General features: G+C 72.6%; 13 protein-coding genes and 1 tRNA gene. 5 read left to right on the forward strand and 9 right to left on the reverse strand.

Features of this window, described 5'->3' with window-relative positions; all coding sequences use genetic code 11:
• Window positions 1-97: 97 nt before the first annotated feature.
• Window positions 98-1357, forward strand: a complete 1260-nt coding sequence (locus tag ACZ4WQ_RS41435; RefSeq protein ID WP_385347820.1) for an amidohydrolase family protein — start codon at window positions 98-100, stop codon at window positions 1355-1357.
• A gap of 32 nt (window positions 1358-1389) precedes the next feature.
• Here the strand turns inward: ACZ4WQ_RS41435 and ACZ4WQ_RS41440 are convergent, their stop codons facing one another.
• Window positions 1390-2598 carry a hypothetical protein gene (locus ACZ4WQ_RS41440; protein ID WP_385347823.1) on the reverse strand — a complete coding sequence of 403 codons (1209 nt, stop codon included), beginning with the start codon at window positions 2596-2598 and terminating at the stop codon, window positions 1390-1392.
• A 104-nt stretch (window positions 2599-2702) separates the two neighbouring features.
• On the opposite strand from ACZ4WQ_RS41440, the gene ACZ4WQ_RS41445 reads away from it, so the two are divergent.
• Window positions 2703-3359, forward strand: coding sequence for an NAD(P)H-binding protein (locus ACZ4WQ_RS41445; protein WP_398377132.1), 657 nt, complete (start codon window positions 2703-2705; stop codon window positions 3357-3359).
• 41 nt (window positions 3360-3400) lie between these two features.
• On the opposite strand, the gene ACZ4WQ_RS41450 is transcribed toward ACZ4WQ_RS41445, so the two are convergent.
• Window positions 3401-3880, reverse strand: a complete 480-nt coding sequence (locus tag ACZ4WQ_RS41450; protein WP_311726622.1) for a DUF3574 domain-containing protein — start codon at window positions 3878-3880, stop codon at window positions 3401-3403.
• A 260-nt stretch (window positions 3881-4140) separates the two neighbouring features.
• Here ACZ4WQ_RS41450 and ACZ4WQ_RS41455 point away from each other — a divergent pair, with 260 nt between their 5' ends.
• Window positions 4141-4740: a hypothetical protein gene (locus tag ACZ4WQ_RS41455; RefSeq protein WP_398377129.1), complete on the forward strand. Its 600-nt coding sequence runs from the start codon at window positions 4141-4143 to the stop codon at window positions 4738-4740.
• Between the two features lie 11 nt (window positions 4741-4751).
• On the opposite strand, the gene ACZ4WQ_RS41460 is transcribed toward ACZ4WQ_RS41455, so the two are convergent.
• Window positions 4752-6368: a DUF4135 domain-containing protein gene (locus ACZ4WQ_RS41460; protein ID WP_398377128.1), complete on the reverse strand. Its 1617-nt coding sequence runs from the start codon at window positions 6366-6368 to the stop codon at window positions 4752-4754.
• A gap of 108 nt (window positions 6369-6476) precedes the next feature.
• Here ACZ4WQ_RS41460 and ACZ4WQ_RS41465 point away from each other — a divergent pair, with 108 nt between their 5' ends.
• Window positions 6477-9305, forward strand: a complete 2829-nt coding sequence (locus ACZ4WQ_RS41465) for an AfsR/SARP family transcriptional regulator (protein WP_398377126.1) — start codon at window positions 6477-6479, stop codon at window positions 9303-9305.
• 16 nt (window positions 9306-9321) lie between these two features.
• Here the strand turns inward: ACZ4WQ_RS41465 and ACZ4WQ_RS41470 are convergent, their stop codons facing one another.
• Together ACZ4WQ_RS41470 and ACZ4WQ_RS41475 are read right to left on the reverse strand one after the other, a co-directional pair.
• Complete coding sequence (locus ACZ4WQ_RS41470; RefSeq protein WP_398377125.1) at window positions 9322-9960, reverse strand: UTRA domain-containing protein; 639 nt, start codon at window positions 9958-9960, stop codon at window positions 9322-9324.
• Window positions 9961-10067: 107 nt separating this feature from the next.
• A tRNA-Tyr gene (locus ACZ4WQ_RS41475) sits at window positions 10068-10149 on the reverse strand.
• 191 nt (window positions 10150-10340) lie between these two features.
• Here ACZ4WQ_RS41475 and ACZ4WQ_RS41480 point away from each other — a divergent pair.
• A complete protein-coding gene (locus ACZ4WQ_RS41480) occupies window positions 10341-10829 on the forward strand; it encodes a YajQ family cyclic di-GMP-binding protein (RefSeq protein ID WP_311726617.1) in 489 nt (162 codons plus the stop codon).
• Between the two features lie 71 nt (window positions 10830-10900).
• On the opposite strand, the gene ACZ4WQ_RS41485 is transcribed toward ACZ4WQ_RS41480, so the two are convergent.
• The 4 genes from ACZ4WQ_RS41485 to ACZ4WQ_RS41500 all read right to left on the reverse strand — a co-directional run bounded on the left by ACZ4WQ_RS41485 (window position 10901) and on the right by ACZ4WQ_RS41500 (window position 15614).
• Window positions 10901-11299, reverse strand: coding sequence for a YccF domain-containing protein (locus tag ACZ4WQ_RS41485; RefSeq protein WP_311726616.1), 399 nt, complete (start codon window positions 11297-11299; stop codon window positions 10901-10903).
• Window positions 11296-12159 (reverse strand): zinc metalloprotease HtpX, encoded by an 864-nt coding sequence (gene htpX, locus ACZ4WQ_RS41490; protein WP_311726615.1) that lies wholly within the window; start codon window positions 12157-12159, stop codon window positions 11296-11298. Before htpX ends, ACZ4WQ_RS41485 begins: the two co-directional genes overlap by 4 nt.
• Before the next feature lie 195 nt (window positions 12160-12354).
• Window positions 12355-13953 carry an NADH-quinone oxidoreductase subunit N gene (locus ACZ4WQ_RS41495; RefSeq protein ID WP_311726614.1) on the reverse strand — a complete coding sequence of 533 codons (1599 nt, stop codon included), beginning with the start codon at window positions 13951-13953 and terminating at the stop codon, window positions 12355-12357.
• Window positions 13953-15614, reverse strand: coding sequence for a complex I subunit 4 family protein (locus ACZ4WQ_RS41500; protein WP_361187562.1), 1662 nt, complete (start codon window positions 15612-15614; stop codon window positions 13953-13955). The genes ACZ4WQ_RS41495 and ACZ4WQ_RS41500 overlap by 1 nt, the downstream gene beginning before the upstream one ends.
• Between the last annotated feature and the right edge of the window lies 1 nt (window position 15615).

Below are 15615 nucleotides of genomic sequence, written 5' to 3' on the forward strand. Positions count from 1 at the left end.
GCCCGCGGCGCGCCCTAGGCTCGGCCTCTGACCACGCCGAGCGATCTTGAAAGCCCAGGACAGCCACAGGACATCCCACCGGACATCCAGGAGCGCGATGCCCGACAGCCATCCGCAGCAGCAGCCGCCCACGCACGACGGCCGGGCGCCCGAGGCCGCCCCCGCCCTGGTGCTCGGCGGCGTCCGGCTCGCCGACGGCCGGACCGTGGACGTACGGGTCCGCGGCGGGCGCATCGAGGCGGTCGGCACGGCGGGCAGCCTGGTCCCCGGCACCCGCCTCGACCTCGACGGCTATCTGCTGCTCCCCGCCCCCGCCGAGCCGCACGCCCACTGCGACACCGCCCTCACCGCCGACGCCCCCGGGCCCGTCTCGTATCTGCCCGAGGACGTCCAGCGCCGCACCACCGAGGCCGCCCTGCTCCAGCTCGGCCACGGGGCGACCGCGCTGCGCACGCACGTACCCATCGGCGGGGTGCACGGGCTGCGGTCCCTGGAGGCCGTGCTGAGCGCCCGGGAGGCGCTGCGCGGGCTCACCGACCTGTCCTCCGTGGCGGTGCCCCGGGTACTGACCGGCGCGGCCGGGGCGGACGGCCTGGCGGTGCTGCGGGACGCCGTGAAGATGGGCGCCGGGGTCATCGGCGGCTGCCCCGACCTCGACCCCGACCCGACCGGCCATGTGGAGGCCGTACTCGACATCGCCGCCCGCCACGGCTGCGCCGTCGACCTGCACACGGACGGTGACGACCCGGCCCGGCTCGCCCGGCTCGCGGCGATGGCCGGCGGGCTGCGGCCGGGCGTGACGATCGGCCCCTGCACGGGGCTGGCGCGGCTGCCGCACGACGTGGTGGCACGGGTGGCGGAGCGGCTCGCGGCGGCTGGGGTCACCGTCGTCTGCCTGCCCCAGGGCGACTGTGCCGGGCTGGACGACCGGCGCGCGCGAGGGGCGCACCCGCCGGGCTGCGCGCCGGTGCGGCTGCTGCGCTCGGCCGGGGTCCGGGTGGCCGCGGGCAGCGGGGCGCTGCGGGACGCGGCCAACCCGGTCGGCCGCGGCGACCCGCTGGAGGCCGCGTTCCTCCTGGCCTCGCGGGGCGAGGCGGAGCCCGAGGAGGCGTACGAGGCGGTCTGCGAGCGCGCCCGGGCCGCGCTGGGGCTGCCCGAGGTGCGCGTGGAGGCCGGGTTCCCGGCGGAGCTGCTCGCGGTGCGCGGGGACGGCTTGCCGGGCGTGCTCTCGCTCGCCTACAGCCGGGTGGTGGTCCACCAGGGGCGCGTGGTGGCGCGCACCAGCGCGGTGCGGGAGTACTGCACCTCGGCCGCCGCGGCCGCGCTGGAGCTGCCGCGGCAGGCGCGGACGGAGTAGAAGAACGGAGTAGAAGAGGGGGGCTGGATGGGTCAGCTGTTCGAGGCGTCCGCCTTTTCCAGGTCGCTGAGGTCGATGTCCAGGCCGTCGATGCCGTCGGGACCCCCCTGCACATCGTCGTCCACGATGAAGTCGTCGTCGGAGACGGCGCCGGCGTCGTCGATGCCGCCCATCATCATCGCGCCGGCCGCCTCCATCAGCTCCTTGATGTCGAGCTCGGTGGCGCCGGACGGGGCGGCGATCTTCCCGGCCTCGCCGAACGTCAGCTTCAGCGGCAGCTTGTCGCCCTTCTTCAGCCCCTCGGCGAACGGCGCGAGATCCGCGCTGGCCTCGGTGAGCGCGCCGTTCTTGATGGCGAAGTCGACCGCGATCTTCTTGTTGGGCACATCCTTGAAGTCCTTGGCGGTCGGCAGGTCCTCGCCGCCCGGGATCTCGTCGGTGAACGGCCGCAGCTCGTTGAAGACGCCGGTCAGCAGGGTCCTGACGGGCCCGGTGGCCACCAGGTGGTCCGCCCCGTCACGGCGACCCTCGTCCTTGATGGTGACCTCGCGCGCGAAGAGCTTCTTGAGCTGCTTGGTGATCTTCCGGCTGGTCTCGGGGTCGATATCGGCCCCGCCGGCCCCCTTCTTCTGCCCGCCCCCGGCGCCGAGCTCCTCCTGGGCCTTCTTCATCTCGGCGGTGTCGACCTTGACCCACCCGCCATCGAAGAGCTTCCGCAGCACCTTGCCGCCCGGCACGTCCTCGGGCAGCTCGTCGGCGGACGGCACGGGCGCGCCGCTCAGCTCGCCGAACGCCTTCACGTCCAGCCGGATGTACGCCGTCTCGCCCATGATCCGGTACTCGACGAGATCGCCGTCGGGCCCGCTGAGCTTCATCCGGACGCCGGTGATGTCCTTGTCACCGGCCTCCGCCAGCGGCTTCTTGGCCTGCACGGCCACGCTGACCCGCATCCCGGCCAGCGCCTCGGCCTCCTCGCGCGTCATCGGCTCCGCCGAACTGTCGCTCTTGGAGAGCGCGATGAGCTGCTCGGGCGTCGCGTCGAGATCCAGCTCCACCGACAGGGACCTGCGCTCACCGAGCTTGTCGGTCGCGTTCTCCAGCCGCTTGCCCGCCGAGATGTTCTCGACGGCACCGCACGCGGCGACGCCCGTGACCAGTGCGGTGGTGCAGCCGAGTGCGACCAGCGGCTTGACCAGGGACGTGGCCCGGGACTTGACCGGGGACATACGGATGGCGCTCATGGCTGTTATCGGGACTCCTCGGATGGGCTGATCAGACAGAGCACCTGATCTTCCGATCAGACTCCCGAGTGCCAGGGAAGGTTGCACGGCGTACGGTCGGGATCATGCGCATTGTCATCGCTGGAGGACACGGTCAGATCGCGCTGCGGCTGGAGCGGCTGCTCGCCCGGCGCGGAGACGAGTCCGCGGGCATCGTCCGCCACCCCGAACAGGCGGGCGACCTGCTGGCCGCCGGGGCCGAACCGGTCGTCTGCGACCTGGAAAAGGCGTCGGTGGACGATGTCGCCCGGCATCTGGAGGCCGCCGACGCCGCGGTCTTCGCGGCCGGCGCGGGCCCCAACAGCGGCGCCGCCCGCAAGGAGACGGTCGACCACGCCGCCGCCGTGCTCTTCGCGGACGCGGCCGAGCGAGCCGGCGTACGGCGGTTCCTGATCGTCTCCTCCATGGGCGCCGACCGCGAGATCCCCCGGGACACCGACCCGGTCTTCGCCGCGTATCTGCACGCCAAGACCGAGGCGGACACGGCCGTACGGGCCCGCACGGCCCTCGACTGGACCGTCCTGCGCCCGGGCCGGCTGACGAACGACCCGGGCACCGGCCGGGTGACCCTGGCCGACCACGTCGAGTACGGCTCGGTCACCCGCGACGACGTGGCCGCCGTGCTGCTGGCCCTCCTCGACGAACCCCGCGCGGCGGGCCGCACGCTGGAGCTGGTGAACGGCCCGACGCCGATCGCCGACGCGGTCGGGGCGCCGGCCTAGGCCCTGCCCGGCGGATCTCGCCGCCTGCGCCGGACACCTCCCTAGAAGTCCACCCGGGTGGTGTCGTCCGCGCGGGCCACGGACTCCTGCGCGTAACGCTGCTCGTAGGCGTCCCGGATCCGCTCGATCTGCGGGTCCTGCGCCCGCGCCTCGGACACCGGGTACAGCAGGATCAGCTCGTACGAGCGCTCCCGCTCGATCGTGCCGTTCTGGTCCCGCCACTGCCCCCGGCCGTCCTGGATCGTCAGCCCGGACGGAAAGCTCGGCGTGACCTCCTCGTCGACGAAGGCCATGAACTGCTTGTCGGTCACGGGCGGGCCGCCGTCGGGCCGCTGCGTCCCGAAGAACAGCCGGGTCTCGACATAGGGCTTGCCCCGGCTCACGGCGGAGGCGGCGGACGCGGACGTGGCGGACGCGGGCTCGTCGTCGAGCGCGGCGTACGCGGCGACGGGGGTGGCCGCGGCGAGGGCGAAGGCCACTCCGACGGCGGCGAGCCGCGCACGCGGCTTCAAGGTCGACATCCCCCGATGGTCCCGTCCCCGCGGGCCGCGCGACAGACCGCCTCCCGGCGCCTCTGAGCCACCCGAATTCAGCGGCAGGAATACGGGTTATCGCGGCGCGCTCGACGATAAATCGCGTATTACAGGCCGCCGCCGCGTTCTCCGACCGGGCGAATTCGCCGCGGCAGCCCCCCAAAGGTAGGGGGATATTCCCCCGCCCCCGGGGGAGGTGCGCGGACCGTGGCGGACGCACAGTGGAAGCGACGGAAGGATGGAGAGATATGAGTATGCACTCATGGCGTTTCACCTCGCGTCGCATCGCAATGATCGTCGGTACCGCCTTCGCGGCGGCCGCCCTGATCGTTTTCGCGGTCTTCTATGCGTCGAGCGCCAATTCCCCACCCAAGTCGAACACACCCAAGAAATCCCATTCCGCCTCCGAGTCGGCCGCCCCACCCAAATCCGACTCCTCGGCGGACGCGACCGACCCGCCCGCGGCGGATGCCTCGCCCCCGTCGTCCGATCCCCCGTCCGCGGAGCAGCCCGCGCAGGACCCCACGGATCAGTCCGATCAGCCGACACCCGAGCAGCCCCCGTCCCAACAGCCGCAGGACACCCAGCAGCCCCAGGACACCCAGCAGCCCACGCCTGACCAGACCCAGCCCAACCCTCCCCCGCCCCCGCCGCCCCCGTCCGACCAGTCCCAGCAGCCCTCACCGGACCAGAACCAGCAGAACCCGCCGCCGCCCCCGCCCCCGCCCCCGCCGTCCGACCCGAACCAGCAGCAGCAGCCGGACCCGAACCAGTCCCAGCCGCAGCAGCAGCCGCCGCCCCAGCCGGACCCGCAACAACAGCAGCAGCAACAGCCGACCGCGCCTTAGGGCGAAGGTCGTCAGTCTGCGAAGGCCCGCTTGATCAGCGTCGTCCGGGCGGCCAGGTCCTCCTCGCCCAACCCGGCGAGCCGTCGGCGGGCCACCTCGATGGGGGCCTCCTCCAGGCAGTCGGGGATCCGTAGGCCGTCGCCGTCCACGAGGTCCCGCGAGCCGGGCGTCGACGCGAAGCAGGGCAGGTCTCCGCGGCGCAGGTCGCGCAGTTCCGAGGGCACCAGCCGCTCCCAGGGCCGGCTGCCGTCCGCGCCGAGCGCCAGCCGGGCGAGGAGCCGGTCGCGGTCGAGCGCGTCGCGGAGGACGTCGGGGTGCCGGCTGTCCTCCAGCAGGGCGGAGTAGTACGCGGTGGCGCGCGGGATGTGGCGCAGCTCGACGTCGGCGAACCGGTCCAGCAGAGCGGTCCAGCCCGCCCGGTCCGCCGCGATCGCCCGGTACGTCCATGCGAAGCCCGCCTCCAGGTCGGCCGGGGTGGGCGACGTCCGGGCGGCGGAGGCGGGCAGGGCGCGGCGGAACGGCGCCGCCATGTCGGCCACCAACGGGTACGCGCCGTGGGCGATGAGGTTCTCGTGGTGCACATCCACCCCGCACAGGGCGTGGTGCAGGGCGAGCAGCGCCCCGGTGCGCCAGGAGAAGGCGCGTACCTCCTCGGGTGTCCGGCACGGCAGGGCCTCAACGAACCGGGACCAGCCGTAGCCGTCGCGGGCCAGGGTGGCCCGGGCGATCAGGTCGCGTGGCGGGGCCTGCCGGTGGAACCAGTCCAGGACCTCGTCCCAGCCCTGATCGGCGTCGGGCGGCCACGGCCGGTGGACGACGGTGGCGCCGGTGAAGGAGACGACGGCCGCGCTCCGGCCGCGCCGGTGGGTGTCGCCCGTCCCGAAGCGTACGTCGGTGACCTCGCCGAGCCCGCCGTCGCACCATGTGTCCAGCTCGCCCAGATCGGCCACCAGCCGCTCCGCGAGCTCGGCGCGCGAGTCCACCCAGCCCGTCAGCAGGTCCCCGATATGGCGCAGCAGCACCGGGTACTCCGCCCACAGCGCCCGCTGCGTCGCGGGTTCGCCGAGCAGTCGGACGTAGTCGGCGTACCGCTCCTGCGGCGTGTCCCCGCGCAGCGGCCCCTCGAGCCTGGCCGTGCCGAGTTCGAGCGCCATGGTGCGCCCCATGATCCGCTCGATGTCCTCGCCGGGCCACGCCCGGGCCAGCAGGTCGGGGAGGGCCGTCAGCCGCGACCCCGCGGTGCTCTCGGCGACCCGGGCGCGGAGTTCGCGCTGGCTGCCGCGGACCAGGGCGGCGGCCGGGCGCAGGAGCGCCATCTCGTCGTCGCGGACCAGATACGGATACGGGTGCGGATACGCCTGCGCCGCCGGGTCCGCCTCGCCCAGGGCCGCGCGGCGGTCGGCGGCCCGTACCCACTCCGGGGTAGGCGTCGGCCAGTCCTGCCGGCACTGCGGGCCGAGGCGGCTGAGGAAGCCGTCGTAGGTGAGGCCGAGCGCGCGGACGGCCGGCTCCAGGGCCCCGCCCGGGCCGAGCGTGTCTCTCCAGCGCCTCGGATCGCCCTCCGCCGGCGACGGCGGCCTCTCGTGCAGATACGCGGCGTTGTGCCAGGGGAGCTCGCTGAAGGACATGGTCAGCAGCGTGCCGCGGCGCTGTTGGCGGAACCTTGGCCTGAACTTGAACTGGCTGCTCGAAGCCGGTTTTGGCAGGGTGGAGGCCTGACAACGGGGAGTGAGCCCATGCCGGTTGAGTTCCGTGTGCTCGGCGACGTCGGGGCGTACCTCGACGGAAGGGCCTTGGATCTGGGCCATGCACAGCAGCGCTCGGTTCTGGCCGTGCTGTTGGTGGAGGCCCGGCGCACGGTGTCGGTGGAGCAGATCGTCCACCGGATCTGGGGCGACGACGCCCCGCAGCGCGCGAAATCCACGCTGTACAGCTATATGTCGCGGCTGCGGGGGGCGTTGGCCGAGGCCGGGGAGGAGTGCCGGATCGCCCGGCGCTCGGGCGGATACGCGCTGCTGGTCGACCCCGAAGCCGTGGACCTGCACCGCTTCCGCGCCCTGGTCGAGCAGGCTCGCGCGGCCGGCGAGCCCTCGGTCGCCGCGCCGCTCTTCGATCAGGCGCTGGGCTCCTGGCAGGGGGACTTCTGCGCGTCCTGCGACACCCCGTGGATCGGCTCCGTGCGTGAGGGGTTACAGCAGGAGCGGCTCGCCGCCCTGCTGGACCGCGGCGACGCCCAGCTCCTGCTCGGCCGCCACCAGGAGCTGCTGACCGAGCTGTTCGCCCTCGTCGAGGAGCAGCCGCTCAACGAGCGCCTGGCCGGCCACATCATGCTGGCGCTGTACCGCAGCGGCCGGGCCGCGGAGGCGCTGACCCACTACGAAGGCCTCCGGCGCCGGCTGGCCGAGGAGCTGGGCGTCGACCCCGGGCCGCAACTCCGGCTGCTGCACCAGCGGATCCTCACCTCGGACCCGGAGCTCACCTCGCCCGCCCCCACCCCCGCCCCCGCGCCGGCCCGGTCGGCACGCCACCCGGTGCCCGCCCATCTCCCGGCTCCGCCGGCCAGGTTCACCGGCCGCGCCCATGAACTGGACCAGCTGGCCCGCTTCCTGGGCGGAGGGCCCGGACACGACGGCCCCCTGATGATGGCCGCGATCACCGGGCCGGGCGGCATCGGCAAGACCTGGCTGGCCCTTCAGTGGGCGCATCACCGTCTGCCGGACTTCCCCGACGGACAGCTCTACGTCAATCTGCGGGGCTTCGACCCCTCCGCCGAGCCCGTTCCGGTGGCGGCGGCGATACGCGGCCTCCTCGACGCCCTCGGGGCCGACCCCGCGGCCATACCGTCGGATGTGGAGGGGCAGGCCGGGCTGTACCGGAGCCTGGTCGCGGGCAAACGCCTGCTCGTCCTGCTCGACAACGCCCGCGACAGCGACCAGGTCCGGCCCCTGCTGCCCGGCAGCCCCACCTGCACCGTGCTGATCACCAGCCGCCACCGCCTCACCGGCCTCGCCGCCACCCATGGGGTCCGCGCCCTCGGCCTCGACGTACTCTCCGAGGCCGAGGCGCGCACGCTCCTCACCCGCCACCTCGGCGACCATCGTGTGGCGGCCGAACCCGCCGCCGTCCACACGCTCCTGAACCACTGCGGAGGACTTCCGCTGGCCGTCAGCATCCTGTCCGCCCGCGCCGCCGCCCACCCGGACCTCCCCCTCTCGGCCCTCGCCGAGGAGGTCGAGGAGGCCGCCACCAGGCTCGACGCCCTGGACACCGGTGATGTGGCCGCCGATCTGCGGGCGGTGTTCTCCTCCTCGTACCGCGCCCTCGGATCCGACGCGGCGGAGACCCTGAGCCTGCTCGGCCTCGCCCCCGGGCCCGACATCAGCGTCCCCGCGGTCGCGAGCCTCACCGGCCTCCCCGCGCCCCGGGCCCGCGAACACCTGCGCACCCTTCAGGCCGCGCATCTGCTCCAGCAGCACTCCCCCCAGCGCCACCGCATGCACGACCTCGTCCGCCTCTACGCCGCCGAACAGGCCGAGTCCCTGCCCACCGCCCACCGCCAGTCCGCCCGGCTCCGCCTGCTGGACTTCTGCGTCCACACCGCCGGCGCCGCCGCCGGACTCCTCGACCCGCACCGGGACCGGATCCCCCTCCCCGACCCCCGGCCGGGCGTCACCCTCCAGGAGTTCACCGACGAGGAGAGCGCCCTGACGTGGTTCACCACCGAGCACCCGTTTCTGCTCGGCGCGCTGGACCTGGCCCGCGCCTTCGGCTTCGACTCCCACGTCTGGTTGCTCGCTCAGGCCCTCGAGCCGTTCTTCGACTACCGCGGCCACTGGCGCGACTGGGCCGACGCCCAGCACAGCGCGCTGCTCGCCGCCCAGCGCCTCGGCGACCCGTCCTGGCAGGCCGGCGCCCATCGCGGCCTCGGCGCGGTCCACACCCAGATAAGACGCCTCGACGACGGCCACACCCACTTCCAGCACGCCCTCGACCTCTACCGCGACTCGGGCGAACCCCTCGGTGAGGCACATGCCCACCGGGGACTGAGCTGGGTGTTCGTGGAGCAGGACCGCCTGCGCGAGGCCCTCGTCCACAACGAACAGGCCCTCTCGATCTACCGGCGGACGGACCACCCCACCGGACGGGCCAAGTCGCTCAACAACGCCGGTTGGCTGCACGCCATGCTCGGCGAATACGAGCACACCCTCGACTACTGCACCGAAGCCATCGAGCTCAACCAGAAGTCCGGCAACCGCCACGCCGAGGCCGGGGCCTGGGACAGCCTGGGCTACGCGCACCACCACCTCGGCCGCCACACCGAGGCCGTCACCTGCTACCAGCGGGCCCTGGACCTCGTGCGTGAATTCGGCGACCGGTGCGGGGAGGTCGAGGTCCTCGGCCACCTCGGCGACAGCCACGCCGCCCGCGGCGCGCCCGACGCGGCCCGGTCCGTATGGCAACTCGCCCTGAAGATCGCCGACGAGATCGACCTCTCGACCGCGGCCGAGCTCCGGGAGAAGCTGGGGGCGTGCGCGGAGGACGGTCCGGGCGAGCTGCGGCGGTGATGGTGCCGGCGTTCGGTCACCACCGCTTCAGGAGGGTGGTGAAGACCAGCTCGGTGCGGTCTCCGGACAGGATGACGTCGGAGACCTCCACGACCCGGCCTTGGGTGTCGGTGGAGATCTTCCGGAGGACGATCACCGGGACGCCCTTCTTGAGGCCGAGTTCCCCGGCTTCCTCGGCGGTCGGCGGCCGGACCGTGATCCGCTCCTCCACACGGTCCAGCTCCACGCCGATCGTGTAGAGCTGGTTCTGTGTGCCGCCGGGCCACGGTTCGTTCGCGTCGTCGAGCAGCTCCGGGTTGGCCGCGACCACATCGTGGACGAGATACGAGCGCACCAGCGCGAAGGGCGAGCCCTCCTCACGGCAGTTGGCGCGGTACCTCCGCTCCAGCAGCCGGGTACCCACCGGCACACCGAACGCCGCCGCGTGATCCTCGTCGGCCTTCGCCGCGCGGTACTCGGCGCGGAAGGAGAGGTCGGTGACCGCCAGGCCGGTGTCGCGCTCCGTTACGCCCGTCTTCAGGCGCTCGGCCCGGGACCGGCGCACCCGGCCCTTCTCCCACTGATGCCGGTCGTTGTTCCGCTCCACCCGCCGACGCGGCTCGTGGGCGAAGGCCACCGTGCCATGCCTCTCGGCGATCCGCTCGTGCTTGGCCATAGGGCGCTCACCGTCCTCGGGAGGCCGGACCATCTCAGCGTATGTCCTTGCCGAACACCAACGGCCCCTGGCTGCGTTTTCGCAGCTCAGGGGCCGTTTCTTTGGCGTGGCGGCGCCAGGATTCGAACCTGGGTAGGCTAAGCCGACGGATTTACAGTCCGCTCCCATTGGCCACTCGGGCACACCGCCTGGGATGTGACCAGGGGCTCCGTTCCCACTGTCGGGAACCCCCTGGCGACGACGTAAACAATACCCGATGACAGGGGGTGCTCCGCCACCGGGTTGATCCCGTCTCGATCATGGCTGAGATGGCTAGGCTGGCCCGTGCGGTCCGGCGGGCCGTGCCCCTGACAGATCTATGTACGAGGAGCCAACTCAAGATGGCCGACTCCAGTTTCGACATCGTCTCGAAGGTCGAGCGGCAGGAGGTCGACAACGCTCTCAACCAGGCGAGCCGCGAGATCTCCCAGCGCTACGACTTCAAGAACGTCGGCGCCTCGATCGAGTGGTCGGGCGAGCGGATCGAGATGCGTGCCAACTCCGAGGAGCGGGTGAAGGCGATCCTCGATGTCTTCCAGTCCAAGCTGATCAAGCGCGGGATCTCACTGAAGGCGCTGGACGCGGGCGAGCCGCAGGCCTCCGGCAAGGAGTACAAGATCTTCGCCTCGCTGGAGGAGGGGATCTCCCAGGAGAACGCCAAGAAGGTCGCCAAGATCATCCGTGACGAGGGCCCGAAGGGCGTCAAGGCGCAGGTACAGGGCGACGAGCTGCGGGTGTCGTCCAAGAGCCGGGACGACCTTCAGGCCGTCATCGCGCTGCTCAAGGGCAAGGACCTGGACTTCGCGGTGCAGTTCGTCAACTACCGGTGACAGTGGGGCGGGCAGCCTGTGTTCGGGCCGCCCGCCCTCGGTGTCTTCCTGGGTGACGAGTGGGGCGCGGTCTACCAGCGGGCGGCCGTGAAGGGGCGGTCCGTGGAGACGATCTCGTGGCCCAGGGGGGTCAGGGAGATCGGGATCAGCTTGAAGTTGGCCAGGCCGAGCGGGATGCCGATGATCGTGACGCACAGGATGACGCCGGTGATGACATGGCCGAGCGCCAGCCACCAGCCCGCGAGGACCAGCCACAGCACATTGCCGATGCACGAGGGCGCGCCGGCGTCGCGGCGGGGGACGGCGGTGCGGCCGAAGGGCCACAGGGCGAACCCCGCGATGCGCCAGGAGGCGAAGGCGAAGGGGATGCCGATGATGGTGATGAAGAGGATCAGCCCGGCGATGACGTAGGCGCAGGCGAGCCAGAAGCCGGAGAGTACGAGCCAGATCAGATTGAGGATGGTCTTCACGGGCGGCGACCTGCCATCTCCTCGAGGCGGGCGATGCGCTCCGCCATGGGCGGGTGGGTGGAGAAGAGCTTGGCCATGCCCTCACCGGCGCGGAAAGGGTTGGCGATCATCATGTGGCTCGCGGTCTCCAGTCTGGGCTCGGGCGGCAGCGGGAGCTGCTGGGTGCCCGCTTCGAGCTTGCGGAGGGCGCCCGCGAGCGCCAGGGGGTCGCCGGTGATCTGGGCGCCGGATGCGTCGGCCTCGTACTCGCGGGAGCGGCTGACGGCCAGCTGGATGATGGTGGCCGCGAGCGGGCCGAGGATCATGATCAGCAGCATGCCGAGGAAGCCGGGGCCCTCGTCGTCGTCGGACCGGCCGATCGGGATCAGCCAGGCGAAGTTGACCAGGAACATCACGACGCTGGCGAGCGCGCCCGCGACGGACGAGATGAGGATGTCGCGGTTGTAGACGTGGCTGAGCTCATGGCCGAGGACGGCGCGCAGCTCGCGCTCGTCCAGCAGGCGCAGGATGCCTTCGGTGCAGCAGACGGCCGCGTTGCGCGGGTTGCGGCCGGTCGCGAAGGCGTTGGGGGCCTCGGTCGGGGAGATGTAGAGGCGCGGCATGGGCTGGCGCACGGCGGTGGAGAGCTCGCGGACCATGCGGTAGAGCTGGGGGGCCTCGAACTCGCTCACGGGCCGCGCGCGCATGGCGCGCAGGGCGAGCTTGTCGCTGTTCCAGTACGCGTACGCGTTGGTGCCCAGCGCGACCAGGACCGCGATGATCAGGCCCGTGCGGCCGAAGAGGCTGCCGACGACGATGATGAGGGCGGACAGTCCTCCGAGAAGTACGGCGGTCTTGAGCCCGTTGTGCCGACGATGCACGGTGTGCCCTCCAAAAGATGCCGCAAGGGAACCCTTTTTTCGCGGTTTTCGCGGTGTCTCCACCTTCCAGTGGACCCTTCCGCATTGGTCAACGCCATATGAAGGTCGCTGGTTCCCTCGTGCACACGCGGCGGGCAGTTGGGCCGTCCGGGTGAGGTCTCGGGGCGGGGGCTCGGGCGGGGGCTCAGGGTGGGGTCAGAGCAGGGCGCCGGAGGCGAAGCGCAGGACGAGCTGCGGGGCCCCGGACAGCGCGACGCCGAGCACGGCGGCGAGGCCGATGACCACGGTGAGGGAGGCGGGGACCGCGCGGGCGGCGGGGGCCGTCGGCTCCGGGGCCGCGGCCCCGGCGGCGGTCGCGGGGGCGCGGAAGAGGGCGGCCGTCCACTGGAGGTAGTAGTAGAGCGCGATCACCACATTGACGGCCATGACGACGGCGAGCCAGCCCAGCCCCGCGTCGACGGCCGCCGAGAAGACGGTGACCTTCGCGAACAGGCCGATGACGCCGGGCGGCAGCCCCGCCAGGCAGAGCAGGAAGAAGCCGAGCGCGAGGGCGGCCAGGGGGCGGGCGGCGTAGAGGCCGCGGTAGTCGGCCAGACGGCCGGTGGGGTGGGTGCGCGTCACCAGGGCGGCGACGGCGAAGGCGCCGAGGTTCACCGCGGCGTACATGAGGGCGTAGGCGACCGTGGAGCCGATGGCGCGGGACGCGCCGCGCGAGGTGTCGGCGTATCCGGCCGCCGCGATGGGGACCAGCAGATAGCCAGCCTGGGCGACGGAGGACCAGGCCAGCAGGCGTACGGCGCTGTGCGGGCGGTCGGGGCGCTGGCGCAGCGCGGCGACGTTGCCGACGGTCATGGTGAGCGCGGCCAGCAGCGCGAGGGCCGGGCCCCACACATCGGCGTACGCGGGGAAGGCGAGGACCGTCACCAGGATGAGACCGGAGAAGCCGACCGCCTTGCCGATGACGGAGAGGTACGCGGCCACCGGGAGCGGGGCCCCGACGTAGGTCTCGGGGACCCAGAAGTGGAACGGCACCGCGGCGGTCTTGAAGGCGAAGCCCACCAGAGTGAGCACGACACCGGCCTGGGCGAGGGTGGCCAGCCGCGGGTCGGTGTGGCCGAGGGCGCCGGCGATCCGGGACAGGTGGAGGCTGCCGGTGGCGGCGTAGACAAAGCTGACGCCCATCAGCATGACGGCGGTCGCGGTGACCGAGGAGAGGAAGAACTTCAGGGCGGCCTCGGAGGAGAGGCGGTCGCCGCGGCGCAGCCCCACGAGCGCGAAGGCGGGCAGGGAGGCGACCTCCAGGGCGACGACGAGGGTGGCCAGGTCGCGGGAGGCGGGCAGGAGGGCCGCGCCCGAGGCGGAGGACAGCAGCAGGAACCAGAATTCACCGGCGGGAAGTTTGCTGTGTCCCTCGCGGCCTCCGGACAGGCCCTCCGACACCTCCGACGGGGACCGGCGCTCGTGGACCTCGCTCATCGACAGCAGCGCCGTCAGCAGGGCCCCGCCGAGCACCAGGAACTGGATGACGACGGCGAAATCGTCGGCCGCGTAGCTGCATACGTTTGGATCGGAGGTCAGGCAGAAGGTGCGGCGGTCCCCGTCGCGGAGCGGCAGCAGGAACAGCGCGGCCAGGGCCAGGCCGCCCGTCGCGAGCCAGCCCAGGAGGGGTTTATTCCGTTCGGCCAGGAAAAGGTCGGCGACCAGGACGGCCAGGGCGGCCGCGGCGGCGATGGTGGGCGGGGCGATCGCGAGCCAGTCGACGGACTGGACGGTGCCCCCGGCGAGCGCGGTCATCAGTGGCCTCCCCCGAGGAGCTGCTGCACGGCCGGGTCGGTGAGGCCGAGGATGGCCGCGGGCCACAGTCCGCCGAGGACGGTGAGGACGACCAGTGGGGTCCAGGCGGCGAACTCGTAGCCGCGTACGTCGGCCAGGGCGGGGCGGGACGGTCCAGGGGGCGCTTCGGCGGCCCCCGCGGCGGTCTCGGAGGGACCGCCGGCGGTCCCGTGCGCGGGCGCCCCGGTGAGCGTCCCGCCCATCTCCGTCTCCGGGTGCTCGCCCATGCAGACGCGGCGCACGACGACGAGCAGATACGCGGCGGTCAGCAGGGTGCCCAGGCCCGCGAGCGCCATGAAGGTGAGGAAGGCGGGGCGGCTCAGCCCGTCGGCGGGGTCGAACGCGCCGAACATGGCGAGCATCTCGCCCCAGAACCCGGCGAGCCCCGGCAGCCCGAGGGAGGCGACCGCGGCGAAGGCGAGCAGGCCGCCCAGGCGCGGCGCCCTGCCGTACAGGGCGGCGCCCCCGGTGCCGGAGAGCTGGTCGAGATCGGTGGTGCCGAAGCGGTCCTTGAGTGCGCCCACGAGGAAGAAGAGCAGGCCCGTGATCAGGCCGTGCGCGATGTTGGCGAACAGCGCGCCGTTGACCCCGGTGGGGGTGAGCGTGGCGATGCCCAGCAGGACGAAGCCCATATGGCCGACGGAGGAGTACGCGATCAGCCTCTTGAGGTCGCCCTTGGCCCCGGTGCGGGCCAGGGCCAGACAGGCGAGGGACCCGTAGATGATGCCGACGGCGGCGAAGGCGGCGAGATAGGGCGCGAAGGTGTGGGCGCCCTCGGGCGCGATGGGCAGCACGATGCGCACCAGCCCGTAGGTGCCCATCTTGAGCAGCACGCCCGCGAGGAGGACCGAGCCGACGGTGGGCGCGGCGGTGTGGGCGTCCGGGAGCCAGCTGTGCAGGGGCCACATGGGGGCCTTGACGGCGAGGCCGACGCCGATGGCCAGGACCGCGATCAGCTGGGTGGTGTGGCTGAGCTTCGCGCCATTGCCGGAGGCGAGGGCCACCATGTCGAAGGTGCCGCCCTTGAGCCCGACCAGGAGGAGGCCGAGCAGCATGATCACGGAGCCGAGCAGCGTGTAGAGGATGAACCTCCAGGCGGCGCGCTCGCGCCCCGCGCCGCCCCACCGGTTGATGAGGAAGTACATCGGGATGAGCACCGTCTCGAACGCCAGGAAGAACAGCATCAGGTCGAGGACGGCGAAGGTGGCCAGGCTGCCGGCCTCCAGGAGCAGCAGCAGCGCGACGAACGCCTTCGGGGAGGGCCCGGCGGGCATGTTGAAGTAGCCGTAGAGGGCGCACAGGAAGGTCAGCAGCGCGGTCAGCACGAGGAGGGGCAGCGAGACGCCGTCCACGCCGAGGTGGATCCGGATGTCCAGCGCCGGGATCCAGCTGACGTCGGTCTGCGCCTGCATGGCGGCCGGGCGGTCGTGGTCGAAGCCCGCGGCGAGCGCGATGGCGACGGCCAGGACGACCCCGGTGACCGTGACGCCGTGCCGGAGCACGGCCTGGTCGGGACCGCGCCCGCGCAGCCCGGGCGGGGCGGGGAGCAGCGCGGCCGCCGAGCCGAGCAGAGGGAGGGCGATCAGGGCCACGAGGAGCGACTGGAGGACGGTGTGGTTCACG

The organism is Streptomyces sp. NPDC028305, from assembly GCF_055569495.1.

What these genes read in the sequence shown, in the direction of transcription:
- ACZ4WQ_RS41465 (WP_398377126.1), top strand. Translation starts at nt 6,477, where the DNA reads ATGCCGGTTGAGTTCCGTGTGCTCGGCGACGTCGGGGCGTACCTCGAC.
- ACZ4WQ_RS41445 (WP_398377132.1), top strand. Translation starts at nt 2,703, where the DNA reads ATGCGCATTGTCATCGCTGGAGGACACGGTCAGATCGCGCTGCGGCTG.
- ACZ4WQ_RS41455 (WP_398377129.1), top strand. Translation starts at nt 4,141, where the DNA reads ATGAGTATGCACTCATGGCGTTTCACCTCGCGTCGCATCGCAATGATC.
- ACZ4WQ_RS41495 (WP_311726614.1), bottom strand. Translation starts at nt 13,953, where the DNA reads ATGACCGCGCTCGCCGGGGGCACCGTCCAGTCCGTCGACTGGCTCGCG.
- ACZ4WQ_RS41470 (WP_398377125.1), bottom strand. Translation starts at nt 9,960, where the DNA reads ATGGCCAAGCACGAGCGGATCGCCGAGAGGCATGGCACGGTGGCCTTC.
- ACZ4WQ_RS41450 (WP_311726622.1), bottom strand. Translation starts at nt 3,880, where the DNA reads ATGTCGACCTTGAAGCCGCGTGCGCGGCTCGCCGCCGTCGGAGTGGCC.
- ACZ4WQ_RS41480 (WP_311726617.1), top strand. Translation starts at nt 10,341, where the DNA reads ATGGCCGACTCCAGTTTCGACATCGTCTCGAAGGTCGAGCGGCAGGAG.
- ACZ4WQ_RS41440 (WP_385347823.1), bottom strand. Translation starts at nt 2,598, where the DNA reads ATGAGCGCCATCCGTATGTCCCCGGTCAAGTCCCGGGCCACGTCCCTG.
- ACZ4WQ_RS41460 (WP_398377128.1), bottom strand. Translation starts at nt 6,368, where the DNA reads ATGTCCTTCAGCGAGCTCCCCTGGCACAACGCCGCGTATCTGCACGAG.
- ACZ4WQ_RS41435 (WP_385347820.1), top strand. Translation starts at nt 98, where the DNA reads ATGCCCGACAGCCATCCGCAGCAGCAGCCGCCCACGCACGACGGCCGG.